The sequence below is a fragment of the Micromonospora sp. URMC 105 genome (assembly GCF_051386295.1).
Classification (GTDB): Bacteria; Actinomycetota; Actinomycetes; order Mycobacteriales; family Micromonosporaceae; genus Micromonospora.
In genome coordinates, this window is record NZ_JBPQTL010000030.1 from 12,365 (window position 1) to 27,957 (window position 15,593).

21 protein-coding genes and 1 tRNA gene are annotated in these 15,593 nt (G+C 71.4%); 15 read left to right on the plus strand and 7 right to left on the minus strand.

The genetic code is table 11. The features are described 5' to 3' along the window. Positions 1–91 precede the first annotated feature (91 nt). Positions 92–781: an HAD family hydrolase gene (locus ACSNN7_RS12710; protein WP_436680940.1), complete on the minus strand. Its 690-nt coding sequence runs from the start codon at positions 779–781 to the stop codon at positions 92–94. Next, positions 778–1,644, minus strand: coding sequence for a GntR family transcriptional regulator (locus ACSNN7_RS12715; protein WP_436680941.1), 867 nt, complete (start codon positions 1,642–1,644; stop codon positions 778–780). The genes ACSNN7_RS12710 and ACSNN7_RS12715 overlap by 4 nt, the downstream gene beginning before the upstream one ends. Positions 1,645–2,048: 404 nt before the next feature. Here ACSNN7_RS12715 and ACSNN7_RS12720 point away from each other — a divergent pair, with 404 nt between their 5' ends. From ACSNN7_RS12720 to ACSNN7_RS12770, 11 genes are all read left to right on the plus strand, one after another. Continuing rightward, positions 2,049–2,294: a DUF6284 family protein gene (locus tag ACSNN7_RS12720; RefSeq protein ID WP_436680942.1), complete on the plus strand. Its 246-nt coding sequence runs from the start codon at positions 2,049–2,051 to the stop codon at positions 2,292–2,294. Then, on the plus strand, positions 2,294–2,668 hold the full coding sequence (locus ACSNN7_RS12725) for an RRQRL motif-containing zinc-binding protein (RefSeq protein WP_436680943.1): 375 nt from the start codon (positions 2,294–2,296) through the stop codon (positions 2,666–2,668). The genes ACSNN7_RS12720 and ACSNN7_RS12725 overlap by 1 nt, the downstream gene beginning before the upstream one ends. Beyond that, positions 2,665–3,498, plus strand: a complete 834-nt coding sequence (locus ACSNN7_RS12730) for an ABC transporter permease (protein ID WP_436680944.1) — start codon at positions 2,665–2,667, stop codon at positions 3,496–3,498. The genes ACSNN7_RS12725 and ACSNN7_RS12730 overlap by 4 nt, the downstream gene beginning before the upstream one ends. 56 nt (positions 3,499–3,554) lie before the next feature. After that, entirely contained in the window at positions 3,555–5,774 is a 2,220-nt protein-coding gene (locus ACSNN7_RS12735) for a cell division protein FtsK (protein ID WP_436680945.1), read from the plus strand. Between the two features lie 142 nt (positions 5,775–5,916). Then, positions 5,917–6,165, plus strand: coding sequence for a hypothetical protein (locus ACSNN7_RS12740; RefSeq protein ID WP_436680946.1), 249 nt, complete (start codon positions 5,917–5,919; stop codon positions 6,163–6,165). After that, positions 6,162–6,446, plus strand: a complete 285-nt coding sequence (locus ACSNN7_RS12745) for a hypothetical protein (RefSeq protein WP_436680947.1) — start codon at positions 6,162–6,164, stop codon at positions 6,444–6,446. The genes ACSNN7_RS12740 and ACSNN7_RS12745 overlap by 4 nt, the downstream gene beginning before the upstream one ends. Before the next feature lie 4 nt (positions 6,447–6,450). After that, on the plus strand, positions 6,451–6,720 hold the full coding sequence (locus ACSNN7_RS12750) for a hypothetical protein (RefSeq protein WP_436680948.1): 270 nt from the start codon (positions 6,451–6,453) through the stop codon (positions 6,718–6,720). Next, positions 6,713–7,606, plus strand: a complete 894-nt coding sequence (locus ACSNN7_RS12755; RefSeq protein WP_436680949.1) for a bifunctional DNA primase/polymerase — start codon at positions 6,713–6,715, stop codon at positions 7,604–7,606. The genes ACSNN7_RS12750 and ACSNN7_RS12755 overlap by 8 nt, the downstream gene beginning before the upstream one ends. 518 nt (positions 7,607–8,124) lie before the next feature. Further along, positions 8,125–8,868: a DUF3631 domain-containing protein gene (locus tag ACSNN7_RS12760; protein ID WP_436680978.1), complete on the plus strand. Its 744-nt coding sequence runs from the start codon at positions 8,125–8,127 to the stop codon at positions 8,866–8,868. Positions 8,869–9,083: 215 nt separating this feature from the next. Continuing rightward, the gene (locus ACSNN7_RS12765; RefSeq protein WP_436680950.1) at positions 9,084–9,293 is read left to right on the plus strand and encodes a helix-turn-helix domain-containing protein; all 210 of its coding nucleotides are present in this window, start codon (positions 9,084–9,086) and stop codon (positions 9,291–9,293) included. Positions 9,294–9,308: 15 nt separating this feature from the next. After that, positions 9,309–10,538, plus strand: coding sequence for a tyrosine-type recombinase/integrase (locus tag ACSNN7_RS12770; protein WP_436680951.1), 1,230 nt, complete (start codon positions 9,309–9,311; stop codon positions 10,536–10,538). A gap of 83 nt (positions 10,539–10,621) precedes the next feature. Here the strand turns inward: ACSNN7_RS12770 and ACSNN7_RS12775 are convergent. Continuing rightward, a tRNA-Ser gene (locus ACSNN7_RS12775) sits at positions 10,622–10,711 on the minus strand. Between the two features lie 75 nt (positions 10,712–10,786). On the opposite strand from ACSNN7_RS12775, the gene deoD reads away from it, so the two are divergent. The 3 genes from deoD to ACSNN7_RS12790 all read left to right on the plus strand — a co-directional run bounded on the left by deoD (position 10,787) and on the right by ACSNN7_RS12790 (position 12,721). Beyond that, positions 10,787–11,494 (plus strand): purine-nucleoside phosphorylase, encoded by a 708-nt coding sequence (gene deoD, locus ACSNN7_RS12780; RefSeq protein WP_436680952.1) that lies wholly within the window; start codon positions 10,787–10,789, stop codon positions 11,492–11,494. A 124-nt stretch (positions 11,495–11,618) separates the two neighbouring features. Beyond that, positions 11,619–12,257, plus strand: coding sequence for a TetR/AcrR family transcriptional regulator (locus tag ACSNN7_RS12785; protein ID WP_436680953.1), 639 nt, complete (start codon positions 11,619–11,621; stop codon positions 12,255–12,257). Further along, on the plus strand, positions 12,254–12,721 hold the full coding sequence (locus ACSNN7_RS12790; RefSeq protein ID WP_436680954.1) for an acyl-CoA thioesterase: 468 nt from the start codon (positions 12,254–12,256) through the stop codon (positions 12,719–12,721). The genes ACSNN7_RS12785 and ACSNN7_RS12790 overlap by 4 nt, the downstream gene beginning before the upstream one ends. Positions 12,722–12,763: 42 nt before the next feature. On the opposite strand, the gene ACSNN7_RS12795 is transcribed toward ACSNN7_RS12790, so the two are convergent. The 4 genes from ACSNN7_RS12795 to ACSNN7_RS12810 all read right to left on the minus strand — a co-directional run bounded on the left by ACSNN7_RS12795 (position 12,764) and on the right by ACSNN7_RS12810 (position 14,701). Then, positions 12,764–13,219 (minus strand): nucleoside deaminase, encoded by a 456-nt coding sequence (locus tag ACSNN7_RS12795; RefSeq protein WP_436680979.1) that lies wholly within the window; start codon positions 13,217–13,219, stop codon positions 12,764–12,766. Positions 13,220–13,427: 208 nt separating this feature from the next. Beyond that, positions 13,428–13,955 (minus strand): tRNA adenosine deaminase-associated protein, encoded by a 528-nt coding sequence (locus tag ACSNN7_RS12800; protein WP_436680955.1) that lies wholly within the window; start codon positions 13,953–13,955, stop codon positions 13,428–13,430. Between the two features lie 118 nt (positions 13,956–14,073). Next, a complete protein-coding gene (locus ACSNN7_RS12805) occupies positions 14,074–14,241 on the minus strand; it encodes a hypothetical protein (RefSeq protein ID WP_170285394.1) in 168 nt (55 codons plus the stop codon). A 73-nt stretch (positions 14,242–14,314) separates the two neighbouring features. Beyond that, on the minus strand, positions 14,315–14,701 hold the full coding sequence (locus ACSNN7_RS12810) for a hypothetical protein (protein WP_436680956.1): 387 nt from the start codon (positions 14,699–14,701) through the stop codon (positions 14,315–14,317). Positions 14,702–14,781: 80 nt separating this feature from the next. Between ACSNN7_RS12810 and ACSNN7_RS12815 the strand changes: the two genes are divergently transcribed. Then, positions 14,782–15,543: a M23 family metallopeptidase gene (locus tag ACSNN7_RS12815; RefSeq protein WP_436680957.1), complete on the plus strand. Its 762-nt coding sequence runs from the start codon at positions 14,782–14,784 to the stop codon at positions 15,541–15,543. Positions 15,544–15,593: the final 50 nt, after the last annotated feature.

The window sequence follows — 15,593 nt, forward strand, 5'->3', positions numbered from 1 at the left end:
AGAGACAAGATTAATGCAACCACATCCGATACATTCGAACCATGAGATTCGAAGGCTTACAGAGGGGCGGACAGATTTAGAACGGTCCTACCTATACTGTGGCAATTAGGGCGGTGGCGATCTCGCTCATATTGGTGATGACCGCGTCAGCCCCCGCGGACCGAAATGCCTGCACCTTAGAAGCTCGGTTTGCGTAACCGACCGCCCGCACCCCGGCCGCCCGCGCCCCCTCGATGTCCGATAACGAGTCGCCGACGAGGACGCAATGGCGCGCAGTGACGTTGAGAGCCTGCGTGGCTAGCAGGATTGGTGCGGGGTTCGGCTTCATACGGGCCGGCTCGGCGTACGCTCGCCCCACCAGAGGCGACACATGCCCAGCGAGCCGGTGCGCCACCAGGTATGCCGTGACGGCACCGGCCGAGTTGTTGCTGACCACCGCCACGGGTAGCCCCGCCTGCCGTGCGGCCACAATGACCTCACGACCGTAGGGCGTGGGCTCAGCGGTAGCCGCGGCGCGGCGCTCTGCCGCGCAAAGAGCGTCCTCCACCGCCCGTGTAACTTCCTGATCCCCGGCTGCCCCGGTCCACCGCAACACCTCAAGCGGGTCAGGCTCGTGGACAAGGCCGGGAGGTAGGTCAACACCATGCCGCCGCAGCACGTCGACCAGCTCGGCCGCGATCTGGGGTGCGGGTAGGCCAGCGAAGATACTGCACACCGGTCCGTCGAAGTCGAGCAGCACCGCCCTGACCTCGCCGAACAGTCGGGCAAGATCGGCGCTCATCCGTCATACCGGTAGGCGATGGTGGACCAGACCGAGTCGAACCATTGGCGGGACGCCTCCACGAACTGCGTGCCGTGCGAGGCGTCATCGTCGGTCACCGCGTAGTGGAACAGCGGCACGTCCTTGCCCATCAGGTCGTAGATCGCCATGGGCTCGCCTTTGATCGAGACGGTGCGTTCGACGACCGGGTAGAAGCCATAGAAGACCTCGTCGCCGTTCAGGATGTAGAGCTTGAACAGCGGGGAAGCTCGGTGCATCCGCACCTCAGCCGTGGCCGACCGAATGAGGCCGAGGTCACCCAGCTCGGCGACCTGATCGATGATGCCGTCTGCCGCCCGCCGGGTGATGCGCTCTGCGCGCTCGCGTACCGCGGGGTCGTCAGCCTGTGTCTCGGCCCGCGACGGCAGCGCCATCGGTACGGACATGTCGGAGATCAAGACCCGCACCGCGATCGTCTCCGGCGCGAGCCGGCCCACACGCACTTTGTCGAGTGCTTCGGCGAGCGCATCGCGCAACGTCTCCCCGGAGAACCCGGCGAAGTCGATCGTGACGTGCGGCCGCTCGAACGCGGCTTCAATGTGTGGACGCAGCTCAACCGCTCGCTGCGTCTGCGCCCGTACGAACGCGCCGCTGCCCTGCCGGGTCACAATCAGCCGCTCTGTCCGTAGCAGCTCCAATGCCCGCTTGACCGTCTCCCGCGCTACGCCGTAGCGGGCGGCCAGCTCGGGCTGTGAGGGCAGCTTGTCGCCTGGCGAGAGCCGCCGCGTGAGGATGGCCGCCCGTAGCTTGTTTGCGATCTGCTGCGAAGCCTGCTTGGGGTCGTCGGGATCTAGCTCACCGAGGAAGTCAAGGTTCTCGCTCACCTGCTCACGGTAGCGCTGACTAGCCAAGTTAGGAAAGTTCCGCACGCCTCCTTGACCTGACTAGCCAAGTCGACCTACCTTGAAGGCGTCGTACCTGGCTAGCCAGGAACGACAAGCCGGGCGGAAGCCGGGGAAGGTGGCGCATGCGCTGCACGCCCACGGGCCGGTCGTGTGGTCGTTCATTCAGAACTTCACAGCAGAAGCGCCGCGTAGATCCGTCTGCGGCATCCCCGCCTTGAGCCACACGGTGGCCGACCTCGGTAGATCCCGGGCGAGCGGGGCGAGCGGGCCGGATCTTGGCGCGCGGCTTGGGCTTCTGCCTCTTTCCTTGTTCGTCCCGGAGTGCGGCCGGTCTGGTCGCACCACGGGGCTTCCGACCTCAACGACTCCCCCGGAGGTTTCCCGTGCGGAAGCACCTCGCCCCCGTCACCGCCGAGCCGATCGCCGCCGACCTCGCGGCCATCGAGGCGGAGTGGCCGCTGATCGCGGCCGAGCTGGACGTACTCGACGCCGAAATCACCCTGCTCTACGCCGAGGACCACGGCGGCCCGACCGCGCTGGACTGGCGTCGGCTGCGCCGGGCCGAGGCCCGCGTCACCCGCGCCGCCGCCGAGCTGACCGCCCGCACCGACCCGCGCCGCGCGGCCTGATGTCCCGCGTCCGCGCCGCCTACTTCGATCCGGACGGGGCGCGGTACGGCATCCCCACCTTCTGGTGGAAGGGTGCCCCGCCCGGCTACGCCACCCGCCGGCAACTCCGCGCCGCCGGCCTACGGCCCGGTGGTCAACCGATCGCCGCTCAGGTGCTCTGGCGCGGTATCGGCGGTACCCGTGTCGCCTACCTGTACCGGATCGACCTGGCCGCCCCGAAGCGCACCGCCACCCCCGCCCAACGCGCTGCCATCGCCGCCGCGCTGACCGCCCGCCGCACCTGCCGCGTCTGCGGCCAGGTCCAGCCCTACTGCATCCCGCGCTCGCTGGGCGAATGCCTCGCGTGCGCCTTTCCCGAGGAGGACGCAGCATGACCGCCCCCACCATCAACGGCTCCCGTTACCCGCAGCCCATCGAGGACCTGTTGCCCGCCGCCCGCAAGCTCGCCAAGGAACTCGACGCGCTGCCGTCCCGTAACCGGCTGATGCGGGAGTTCCACATCGGCGCGCCGAAGGCCGACGAGCTGCTGTCTCGGCTGCGCGACGAGGCCGACCGGCAGGCCCGCGCCGACGCGCTGCACCTTCACATGGTCAAGCGCGGCAGCATCGCCGAGCGGGTCGAGCTGTTCCCCACTGAGCCCGCCACGGACCCGGCCGACCCGCCGGCCGCGCCCGAGCCCGCACCGCCCGCCGTCGACCCGGTGGAGATCACGCCGGTCGACAGGGTCGCCGAGGTCAACACGGCCGGACACCCGGACACGCCCACCGCGACCGCGCCGCCTCGCCGGGCGGTGGTGTGGCCGGTGGTGCTGCTGGCGCTGCCGGCGTTCGTGGCGATCTGGTCCGGGTGGGTCGGACTCGGCGGACTCACCGGGTTCGGCGTGGTCCATCCGCTGCCGGGGATCTGGGACAGCTTCTCCATCAACTCGGCAATCACCCTGCCGATCGGGGTGGAGACGTACGGCGCGTACGCGCTCTACGTGTGGCTGTCCGGCCGGGTGCCGGACCGGGCGCGCCGGTTCGCGAAGTGGTCGGCCATCGCCTCGCTCCTGGTCGGCGCGCTCGGCCAGGTCGCCTACCACCTGTTGGAGGCCGCCGGTGTCACCTCGGCCCCGTGGTGGATCACCACCGCTGTGGCCTGCCTCCCGGTGGCGGTGCTCGGCATGGGCGCCGCACTCGCACACCTCGTCCGCACCCACGACTAGCGCCGCCCCGCCGCCGGCCCCCTTCCGATCCGCAGACCGTTGGAGGAACCCCCATCATGACTGCCCCTGATGACCGCTTCGACTGGCAGGCCGCCGAAGCGGAGCTGACCGACCCGACCACCGCCGGCCCGGACGCCGAGGTGGTCGACCTGGACGACGCCCGCGCCCGCCGCACGCCCCAGCCGCGTCCGCCGGCCGACAACGACGACTGCGACCAGGACGACGACCACGACGACGCGGAGAGCATCGAGGACGGACCGGACCGCCTCGGCGGCCCGGTCGATACCGCCGAGGACATCCCCCGTGACGTGCTGGCCCGCCAGCAGGACCGCCGGCCGATCCTGGCGGACTGGGCCAGGTCGTGGCGCGGCTTCCGCGCCGCCGTGCGGCATCAACTCAAGGACGCCGGCTACGTGACCGCCTACCACGGCGTCCGCCTGCCGAAGTATGCGGCCAAGACGGCGGTGTGGGCACCGGTTGGGCTGTTCCGCGGCTTCGGCCGCGCGCTGCACTGGGCCACCGCCGAGCAGGGCAACTGGGACCTACGACAGGCCGCCGCGTCCCGTGGCGACGCCGACACCTGGCTCAAGCTCGACGCCCGCCGGCAGCGCCAAACGGTGTGGCGGTGGTGGGTCCTCGCCGCCGGAGCCGGTGCGACCGTAGCCGGCGCGATCGTGCTGGCGCTCGGCCCGTCGTGGTGGCGCTACGCCGCGCTCGCGGTGGTGGTGCCACTGCTGGCCACCCTCGGCCGACCGGCGGACAAGCCGCTCACGGACCGGGTGACCGAGGGCAACCGCTACCGGAAGCTCACCGCCGAGCTGGTCCGCCGGGCGCTCACGTCGCTGCAAATGAGCGGCATCAACTCGGCGGTGGCCAAGGACCCGAAGGCGATCAGTTTCCCGGTGGATATCCACCGGGACGGTCCCGGCCACCTCGCGGTGGTCGACCTCCCGTACGGGGTGGAGGCCGCTGAGGTGGTCGCGCGCCGGGGCAAGCTCGCATCGGCGATGCGGCTGCCGCTGGATCAGGTATGGCCCGAGCCCGCCCCCGGCCACACCGGCCGCCTAGCGCTGTGGGTCGGTTATGAGCCGGCGTCGCAGATGAAACAACCGCCCTGGCCGCTGCTCTCGGCCTCGGCCAAGGTCGATGTGTTCAAGGCGTTCCCGTTCGCCACCACGCCCCGGCTCGATACGGTCGCGGTGGACCTGATGTTCCGTAACTACCTGTTCGGCGGTCAGCCCGGTTCGGGTAAGACGTTCGCGCTGCGGGATCTGATCCTGGCCGCTGCGCTGGACGCGCGGACCGAGATCCGGGGGTACGAACTCAAGGGCGTCGGGGACTTCGCCGTGCTTGAGCCGGTGATGGCCGAGTATGGCAACGGCTTCGATGACGACACCCTCGCCCGCTGCTTCGCGTTCATCGAGTGGCTGTATGAGGAGTGCCGCCGCCGTTCGAAGCGCATCGAGCACTACGCCCGCTTGGGCAAGGCCCCGGAGAACAAGGTGACGCCCGAGCTGGCGTCGCTCAAGGGGTCCGGGCTGCACCCGCTGGTGGCGTGGTTCGATGAGCTGCAAGAGCTGATGACCAGCAAGTACGGCAAGGACGCCGGGGAGATCCTGGAGAAGGTCATCAAGCTCGGCCGGGCGCTTGGCGTGATCATCCTGATCGGTACGCAGATCCCCGACAAGGACAGCTTGCCGACCGGCATCACCCGCAACGTCAACTCCCGCTTCTGCCTGTCAGTGGCGGATCAGACGGCGAACGACATGATCCTTGGCACCTCGGCGTACAAGAACGGATACCGGGCGACCGTCTTCCAGCCGGTGATCGAGGCCGGGTGGGGCATCCTGCGTGGCTTCGGGCCGAAGGCGTCGGCGGTGCGGTCGTTCTACGTCGACACCACCGCCGCCGCCCGCATCGTCGCTCGCGCGGTGGCGTTGCGGACCACGGCCGGGACGTTGCCGAAGCTGGACGAGCAGACCCGCGACGTGGCCCCGGTGGCGGATGTGCTCGGCGACCTGGCGCGGGTGTGGCCGGGCGACGATAAGGCCGCGTGGAACGAGACGCTGTGCGCGCTGCTGGCCGAGCTGCGCCCCGACGTGTACGGGGGTTGGGAGGCCGCGCAGCTGTCCACCGCCCTCAAGCCCCACCCCCTCGTGAAGGTCGGCGACGTGGGCCGGCGTATCGACGGCAAGGCCACCACCCGGCGCGGCATCAAGCACGCTGACCTCCTCGCCGCGATCGCGGAGCGTGACCGGAAGCGGTCCGCCGGCTAACCGCCTCTGAGGGTGCTAGCGCTAGCGGCCCGATCTGCTAGCGCTAGCACCCCCGCTAGCACCCCATCCGAATCATGAGCTGCGACCTAGCAGATAGCAGCTCACAGCCTCACGCACCCAAAAACCGGCCTGGGAGGCACTTGTGGACCCCCTGCTCACCCTCGCTAGCGTCATCGTCACGCCCGCCGCCCTGGTCACGCTCGGTTACGCCGGGCTGTGCTGGGTCAGCCCCTTCAAAACCTGCAAGCGGTGCGCTGGCACCGGTCACACGACGACCCGCTTCCTGCGCCGTCCGCGCGCCTGCCGCCGCTGCGATCGCGGGCTGCGGCTGCGCACCGGGCGGCGCGTCTTCAACTACTTCCACCGCCTCCGCGCCGAGGCGACCCGATGAACCGCCCCGGCTCCCACACCGACTGGTGCGGCCGGGACCACCGTTGCGGCCTCGGCGAGCACCGCTCACCGGAAATCGTGGTCGACATCCCCGGCCGTGCGCGTGCCGTCCTCGTGCGGGTGCGCACCGCTGCCGGCCGGGAGCACGCCGAGGTGCGCGTCAGGGTCGCCCTCGCGCCGGGCGACCTGGCCGCCCGCCGCCAGTTGGTCGGACTGCTCGGCGACCTCCGCCAGGCCGTCACCCGCGCCGCCATCACCGCCCGCCCCCGGCCGAGACGGTGACGCGGTGGCCGCCCGATGGCTCGTCGCGTCCACGGTGCTCGGCCGGCCGGTAACCGACGACGAGCCGTACCCGCACATCTGCGGCCGGCTGCTGGCAGCCGAGGACAGCCGCAGCGGCCGATCGGTCTACCTCCTGCGGCGGGACTGCGCTGCCTGCGCTCAGGAGCGCCACGACCGCACCAACCGGCAGCCCGACCCGGCGGGCGGTTCGGTGGTCGACCTGGCCGCCGCCCGCGCTCGCCGCACCGCACGAAGGGAGAGGCCCGTTGCCTGATCTGCTCGCCGCCGCCCTGCGCTACGCCGAGCGCGGGTTGCCGGTGTTCATGCTCGGCCGGTCGAAACGGCCGGTCGCCAACTGCCCCGACTGCCCAAAGGCAGACCAGGACCCCACTCACGATCAGGAAGCCTGCGGCTGCCTTACCTGCCACGGTTTCTACGCCGCTACCACCGACCCGGCGCGGGTCGCTGCGATTGTGGCCGCCGTCCCGCGTGGGCAGCTCGCCTTGCGCACCGGGGCAGCGTCCGGGGTGATCGTGGTCGACGTGGACCCCGCGCACGGCGGGGCGGACACCCTCGCCCGGCTGATCGCCGCAAGCTTCACCCCGCCCACAGCGCGGGTACTCACCGGGTCGGGCGGGCTGCACCTGTACTACCGGCACCCCGGCGGCCGAGTGCCGTGTAGCCAAGGCAGGCCCGGTCAAGGGCTCGGACCAGGCGTCGACGTGAAAGCCGATGGCGGCTACGTGGTGCTGCCGCCGTCGGTGCACCCGCGTACCGGCCGCCCGTACCGGTGGGTGCCCGGTCAGGCCGTGAAGGAGATGCCCCCCGCCCTTCTCACGGCATGCACCCGGCCGCAGGCCCCGCCGCCGATGGTGGCCGCGCCCGGTTCGACGCGGCTGAGCGGGGCGGGGGGCATCTCCCACCCCGACCGGCTCCTAGCCGCACTGCTCGACCGGGTGGCCACCTCCGCTGAGGGCACCCGCCGCACCACCCTCTACGGGGCAGCCCGAGGCGTCGCCCGCATGGTCGCCGCCAGAGCCATCGACCGGGCCGACGCCATCGCCGCGCTTACCGACGCCGGCCGCCAAGCGGAGCAGACCGACCGCGATATCCGCGCCGCCATCCGTGGCGGCTTCCGAGACGAAGGAGTCGCCGCATGACCACCGAACCTGACGACGGGGCAGCCATCCTCGACGCTCTGCACGCCTGCCTGACCCGCTACGTCATCCTGCCCAGCGCCGAGGCCGTCGACGCGGTGGCGCTGTGGATCGCCGCCACCCACGCCCAACCAGCGTGGGCGCATGCACCCCGCCTCGTGATCCGGGCGCCGGAGAAGCGGTGCGGGAAATCGCGGCTGCTCGACGTGGTGGAGGGCTGCTGCCACAACCCGCTCATCACCGTCAACGCCTCACCCGCCGCCGTCTACCGCGCCATCGGCAGCGACAACCCGCCCACCCTGCTCGTGGATGAAGCCGACACCATCTTCGGCGGGAAGAACGCCGACGCGAACGAAGACCTACGCGGGCTGCTCAACGCCGGCCACCAGCGCAACAGGCCCGCGATCCGATGGGACGCCGGCACCCAACGGCTGGAAAAGATCCCCACCTTCGCCATGGCCGCACTCGCCGGCATCGGCGCGATGCCCGACACCATCGAAGACCGCGCCGTAGTCGTACGCATGCGCCGCCGCGCCCCCGGCGAGACCGTCGCCCCCTACCGGCACCGCCGCGACGGCCCAGCATTGCGCACCATCGCGCAACGTCTCGGACAGTGGCTCGGCGCGCACCTCGCCACCCTCGAAGCCGCCGAACCGCCGATGCCGGTCGAAGACCGCGCCGCCGACACCTGGGAACCACTCGTAGCCGTCGCCGACCTCGCCGGTAGCACCTGGCCGCAGCGCGCCCGCCAGGCCGTCACCGTCCTGACCACCGAAGCCGACGAGTCCGGCAACGTCTCCACCCGCGTACGGCTGCTCGCCGACGTGCGCACCGCCTTCACCGTCCTCGGCGACCCGCCCGCGGCTTCCACCCACGACCTGCTCACCGCGCTCAACGGCGACGAAGAAGCACCCTGGGCAGGGTTCGGGCCGACCGGCCTCACCGGCAAACGCCTCGGCGACCTGCTCCGCGAGTTCGGCATCACCTCGACCACCATCCGATTCCCTGTCGGACAGGCCAAGGGCTACACCCGAGACGCCTTCACCGATGCGTGGAACCGCTACTGCCCAGCACCCACCGCCGGGCCATCCGTACCAAGCGTCCCAACCTCGTTTCCGCAGGTCATCCCCGGGACGGATTCCCTCACTGGTACGGATCAATCCGTACCAGCACCCCAATCCGTACCGCACCTGACCAGGCAAAACAAGCTTGGTACGGATGGGACGGATACCCCCCGGCAACAGGTCACCCAGCATCGCCGGTGACAAGCCGAGCCGCAGAACGGCCCGCTGAGAGCCACGGAGACCGTTGCACCCTACGCCGTACGCCGGGACACCGGAAATCTTGCCTCTACGGCGCTCTCAGCGGGCCGCCCCAACGGCCTCCATCGATCCGCCTACCCCACCCAGCAACTGACACTCGCCGGACGAGAACGCCCGCCACCGGCGCTCTCAAGCCACCGAAACCACGGGGAGAAGCCGTGCCCACGCCAGAAAACCGCGTCGTCCTGACCATCGAAGAAGCCGCCCACCGACTCGGCATCGGCCGCACCACCATGTACGCCCTCATCAAAACCGGCCAGATCCGCACCGTCACGATCGGCCGCCTCCGCCGCGTGCCGGCGTTCTGCCTGGACGAGTACGTGCGAAACCTGCTCGCCGAGCCCACGCCCCTCGACCACGCCGCCTAACGAAAGGAGCCAGCCATGGGACGCAAACCGAACGGCGCATCCAGCATCTACCTGGGCGCGGACGGCTCGTGGCACGGCCGGGTCACGGTCGGCGTGAAGGACGACGGATCGCCGGATCGCCGCCACGTCCGGGGCAGGACGGAAGCTGCGGTGATCAAGAAGGTCCGACTCTTGGAACGAGAGCGGGACAGCGGCACGGTCCGCAAGGCTGGCCAGCGCTGGACGGTGAAGACCTGGCTCACTCACTGGGTAGAAAACATCGCTGCCCCGGCCGTGCGAGAGAACACCCTCGCCGGCTACCGGGTGGCTGTCTACCGACACCTCATCCCCGGTCTCGGTGCTCACCGGATCGAGCGCCTGGAGCCCGAGCACCTGGAGCGCTTCTACCGCCGGATGCAGGAGACTGGCAGAGCCCCGGCGACCGCCCACCAAGCGCACCGCACGATCCGGACCGCGCTCAACGAGGCCGTACGCCGGGGGCACCTCGCCAAGAATCCGGCCACCCTCGCCAAGGCACCGCGCCTGCCCGAGAGCGAGATCGAGCCGTACACGGTCGCCGAGGTACAGCGGTTGATGGCAGCCACCCGCGCCCGGCGCAACAGCGCACGGTGGGCGGTCGCGCTCGCCCTCGGCCTACGTCAGGGGGAAGCGCTCGGCCTGCGCTGGTCGGATGTTGACCTGGACGCCGGCACACTGACCGTCCGGCGCGGCCGGCAACGACCGAGGTGGGAGCACGGGTGCCGCTCACCGTGCGGCCGAAAGCACGGCGGCCACTGTCCCGACCGCCGCCAGATACGGGCCGATACCGCCGACACCAAGTCTCGGGCCGGACGACGCAGCATCGGCCTCCCTGACGAGCTGGTGACGCTGCTCCACAAACACCGCGACGAGCAGGAACGGGAGCGCGCTACCGCCGCCCAACTCTGGGAGGGAGGTGACTGGCTGTTCACCACGCCGACCGGCGGCCCGGTCAACCCCCGCACCGACTACGACGAGTGGAAGCGGCTGCTCAAGCTCGCCGGGCTGCGCGACGGCCGGCTGCATGACGCCCGGCACACCGCCGCCACGGTGCTGCTGATCCTCGGCGTGGCCGAGCGGGCGGTGATGGGCATCATGGGCTGGTCAAACTCAGCGATGGCGGCCCGGTACCAACACCTCACCGGCCAGGTGCGCCGGGACATCGCCCAGCGCGTCGGAGGGCTGCTCTGGGACCGCCCGACAGGGGACTCGAAGTCGCGCTCTTGAGCAGCAACTGAGACCGAAACTGAGACCACAAGCGGAACGCCCGGCCGGTCCTCGCGGACCTGCCGGGCGTTCGCGCATCTCACTGGCGGTGGCGGCGGGATTTGAACCCGCGGAGGGCGTAAACCCTCACACGCTTTCGAGGCGTGCTCCTTAGGCCACTCGGACACGCCACCGCCGACGAGGGTACAGGACCACTGGTCTGGATGCCGAACCGGTATGCCCGCCCCCGGCCTGGCAGGATCTTTGCCATGAGTACGCACATCGGCGCGAAGCCGGGAGAGATCGCCGAGCGGGTCCTGATGCCGGGCGACCCGCTGCGGGCCAAGTGGATCGCGGAGACCTACCTCGAGGACGCCACGTGCTACTCGACGGTCCGGGGCATGCTGGGCTTCACCGGCCGCTGGAACGGCGTGCCGGTCTCCGTCCAGGGCTCCGGCATGGGCATGCCGTCCGCCTCCATCTACGCCCACGAGCTGGTCAACGAGTACGGCGTGAAGACCCTGATCCGGGTCGGCTCCTGCGGCGCCCTCACCGAGGACCTCCAGCTGCGCGACGTCGTCGCCGCGATCGGGTCCTCCACCGACTCGAACATGAACCGGATGCGGTTCGACGGGCTGATCGACTACGCCCCGGTCGCCGACTTCGGGCTGCTGCGTACCTCGGTCGAGGTGGCCGAGCGGCGCGGCATCAGCATGCGGGTCGGACCGATCCTGGCGGCGGACGCCTTCTACACCGACCGGCCGGACCTCTACGACACCCTGGCCGACTACGGCGTGCTGGCGGTGGAGATGGAGTCCGCGGCGCTCTACACGATCGCCGCCCGGTTCAAGGCCCGCGCCCTGACCATCCTGACCGTCAGCGACCACATCAAGACCGGCGAGAAGACCACCTCCGAGGAGCGTGAGCAGACCTTCAGCCAGATGGTCGAGATCGCCCTGGACACCGCCATCGCCTGATCCCCTCCTTCGCCGGCGACGCCCCGTCATCCGTCCGGACGGCGGGGCGTCGCCGTGTGTGGAGTGACCACGGTCACCAGACGAAACAATACGACCGGTCGTGCTTTTTGATTAACCTCTCCTCATGACAGTCGACGGACGCGTCGCTCGGGGCGACCGGACCCGGGGCGCCGCACTCGACGCCGCGGTGGTGCTGGCCACCGAGGTCGGCCTGCACGGGCTCTCGCTCGCGCAGCTCGCCGACACGCTGGGAGTGAGCAAGTCCGGCCTCTTCGCGCACTGGCGCTCGAAGGAGGCGCTCCAGCTCGCCACCGTCGACCGGGCGGTGGAGCAGTGGCAGGAGCGGATCGTCGATCCGGCCCTGCGCGCCCCCCGGGGCGTACGGCGGCTCTGGGCCCTGCACCAGGCCCGGATCGACTTCTACGCCGCCCGGGTGCTCCCCGGCGGCTGCTTCTTCGCCAGCACCGACTTCGAGTACAACGCCCGCCCCGGCCCGGTCCGCGACCGGCTCGCCGAGGTGTTCGGCCGCTGGACCGCGTTCCTCGAACACCTCGTCCGGGAGGCGGTCACCGCCGGCGAACTTCCCGCCGACACCGACGTTCCGCAACTGGCGTACGAGATCGACGCGCTCGGGATCACCGCCGCGATGCGCTCCCGGCTGCTGGACCCCGACACCGCCTACCGCCACGCCCGTCAGGGCCTGCTGCACCGCCTGCGGGCGTTGTGCCCCGATCCGACCCTGCTACCGGAAGGCCTCTCATGAGCCACGCCCTCGCCCACCCCTCCGCCGTCGAGTACGGCCACGTCGAGCACGTCAGCGTGTACTTCGACGACCTGGACGCCCTCGGCATCCTGCACAACGCCCGGTACGCCGTGCTGCTGGAGCGGGCCCTGACCGCGTACTGGGCCGAGCGGGGCGTCTCCTACCAGGGCGGGCAGCGCAGCGCGCCGGACACCTTCCACGCGGTACGCGAGTTCACCATTACCTACCGCGCCCCGATCGCGGCCACCGGGCCGGTGGCGGTGCACTTCTGGCTCGAACACTTCGGCACCAGCAGCGCCGAGTACGCCTACCAGTTCCGCTCGCTCGACGGCGGCACCGTGCACGCCGAGGGTCGGCGGGCGATCGTCCGGCTCGACCCGGCGACCCTGCGACCCACCCCGTGGACCGAGACCGCCCGGGCGGTGGCCGCGAACCTGCTCCGCCCCGCACCGACCCCGGCCTGAGCGGCGACCCGGGCTGAGCGCCCGAGATGCCGGATCAACGCGTCAGCGGAAGAAGGCGCGCAGCAGCGCGGCGCTCTCGGACTCCAGGACGCCGCCGTAGACCTCCGGGCGGTGGTTGAGCCGGCGGTCGCGCAGCACGTCCCAGAGCGAGCCGGCCGCGCCGGTCTTCGGCTCCCAGGCACCGAACACCACGGTGGACACGCGGGCCAGGACCAGCGCCCCCGCGCACATCGTGCAGGGCTCCAGGGTCACCACCAGGGTGCAGCCGTCGAGCCGCCAGCGACCCGTCCGCTCGGCGGCCCGCCGCAGCGCCAGCACCTCGGCGTGCGCGGTCGGGTCGCCAGTCAGCTCGCGCTCGTTGCGGCCGATCGACAGTTCCGTGCCGTCCGGCCCGTAGAGCACGGCACCGACCGGGATGTCGTCGGACCCGTCCGCGCCGTCCGGGCCGGGAGCGGGCCTGTCCGGGCCGGTCACGGCGACCTCGAGCGCCCGGCGCATCCACAGTTCGTGCCGCTGCCGGCGGCCCGCCCCGTCCGGATCGGCCAGCCCCTCGTGCGGGCCGGGTCCGACCCGGCCCACCGCGCCCGGGGTCGGCTGTCCCGAACGTACGGTCTCCAGCGCCGGGTCGGTCGAGTCGACCGGCTCGGCGGCCCCGGCCAGCGGCGAGCCGCCGCCCGACAGCGGGGCGGTTCCGTCGGCGGACGGCTCAGACCTCACGCAGTTCCTCGACCTCGTCGGCGCAGCCGAGGACCTGGCACACCTCGGCCGTGACGTCGGCGGGCAGCATCCCCTGGTGGGCGCTGAGCCGGAGCAGCTTCTGGGCGGAGATGCCCAGGTCGGCGAGGATGTCCGCGTCACCGACCGGGTCGGCTTCCGGGTCGACCGCCGGCTGCTCGCTCTCCGTGTCCCCGGTGGCGGCCGGAGCGGGCTCCTCGCCCTCCTCCAGCCCGGTGACCGAGGTCTTCAGGTCGCCGACGAGCAGCGCACCCAGCCGGGACTCCTCCGCGTACGCCGAGTCGGAGCCGAAGACCCGCAGGTCCTCCCCCTCGTCCAGGCGCAGGATCACCAGGTAGGCGTCGTCCGCCTCGACGAAGAGCAGCGAGAGGTCGGCGTCGGGCTCGACGTCGCGCAGCCGGTCGGCGACGTCGTCGATGTCGGAGGCGCCCCGTAGGTTCACCTCGGCGGCGCTCCACTCGCCCTCGTCGCGCACCACGGCGGCAGCGAAGTACGACACGGTCCCCCCAAAGGCTTCGGCACAGCACGCCGACTCGTTACGCGATGCACGTTAACCGGTCGGGTCGGCAGGCGACCGGTCAACGCCCCGAAGGGCCGGTCAATCCTGAGAAAACGGGTCAGCCGGCGACGCGACGCCGGGTCGCGATCAGCTGCCGCAGTCGCTCGGTGCGCTCCCGCTGCGGCTTGTCCCGCTGTCGTACCGCGCGGGCTCCCGCCAACTCGGCGAGAATCTGCAGGCGGCGACGGCTTCGCTCAGGGTCGAGCCGCGGGGTGGTCCAGGCCATACCGGAAAGCGTCCCCAGTCACAGCGAGTACGTCAAGATGGCGTTCGAAGCGGAGCCGACCAGCCACGCAGCGTCACCACATGGGCCAGTCCGCGCTGGTCGCCCAGCGGACCACCACGACCGCGAACGCGATGCTCCAGCCACCCGCTGTGACGATCGCCACCCCGGTGCCGACGCCCCGGTCGCCGTACCGGACGAGCGCGAGGGCGGCCAGCCAGGCGATCGCGCCGGCGATCACGGTCCACCACGCGTAGCCGGGGACGTCCCGGCCGAGGAGACCGAAGAGCACCAGCCAGGCGGCGGCGACCGCGCCACCGGCGGCGACCCCGCTGCCGGTCACCGGGTGCGGTTCGCGCCAGGTCGGCCGGCGGGGCGGCCCGGAGGGAAAGAGACCTGAGGGGGTACGCGCCAGGAACTGCCCGGCGGCCGGCCCGCCCGGGTACGTCGGCTGACCGTCCATCGCCGTCACCGCTCCCGTCCACGGAATCCCCCGGCGCTCCGGGGGACCCTCCCACCGTATCCGTCTGCCAGGATGGCCGGATGTCGTCGCGATCGACCGGCCGCCGCGCGCGTTCGGCATACCCGGTCCTGCTGTTGCTCGGGCCGGCGTTGCTCGCCGGCTGCGCGCCCGGCGACCGGCCGGCCGCCGCACCGAGCACGGTCTGGGACGCCCCTTCCGCGGTGCCCACCGCGGGCCAGCCTGCGGCGCCGGCGACCGCGCCTTCCGCGACCCCGGCCGCGCCGTCGGCGTCGCCGAGCCGCGCGCCCCTGCGGCGGGTCTTTCCGGTACGCGCGAACGACGTCGCCTACCACCCGACGCACTCGGCGTATCCGGGCACGGACATCTTCGCCGACTGCGGCGAGCCGGTGGTGGCGGTGACCGACGGGACGATCCTGGAGGTGAGCCGGGTGGACCGGTTCGACCGGCGGGGGCCGTTGGGGCCGTACAACGGTGGGCTCTCGGTGTCGCTGCTCGGCGACGACGGGGTGCGGTACTACGGCTCGCACCTGGGTGCGATCAGCGCGGGCGTCGACGCCGGGGTGCGGGTCCGCGCCGGGCAGCAGCTCGGCACGGTGGGGCGGACCGGCAACGCGAACAACGTCTGCCACCTCCACTTCGGTCTGTCGCCGAAGTGCACGGGTCGCGACGACTGGTGGATCCGGCGGGGCGTGGTCTGGCCGGCGAAGTACCTGGATTCGTGGCGCAAGCGCGGCAACCGATCGCCGGCCGCCGAGGTGACCGCCTGGGAGCGCGAACACGGCTGCCCGAAGGCCCCGCGGGCCACCACGGGCGCCGGCTGACCGGAGGGTCCGGCGGCCCTGCAACGGGCGCGTCATCGGCTGGAAACATT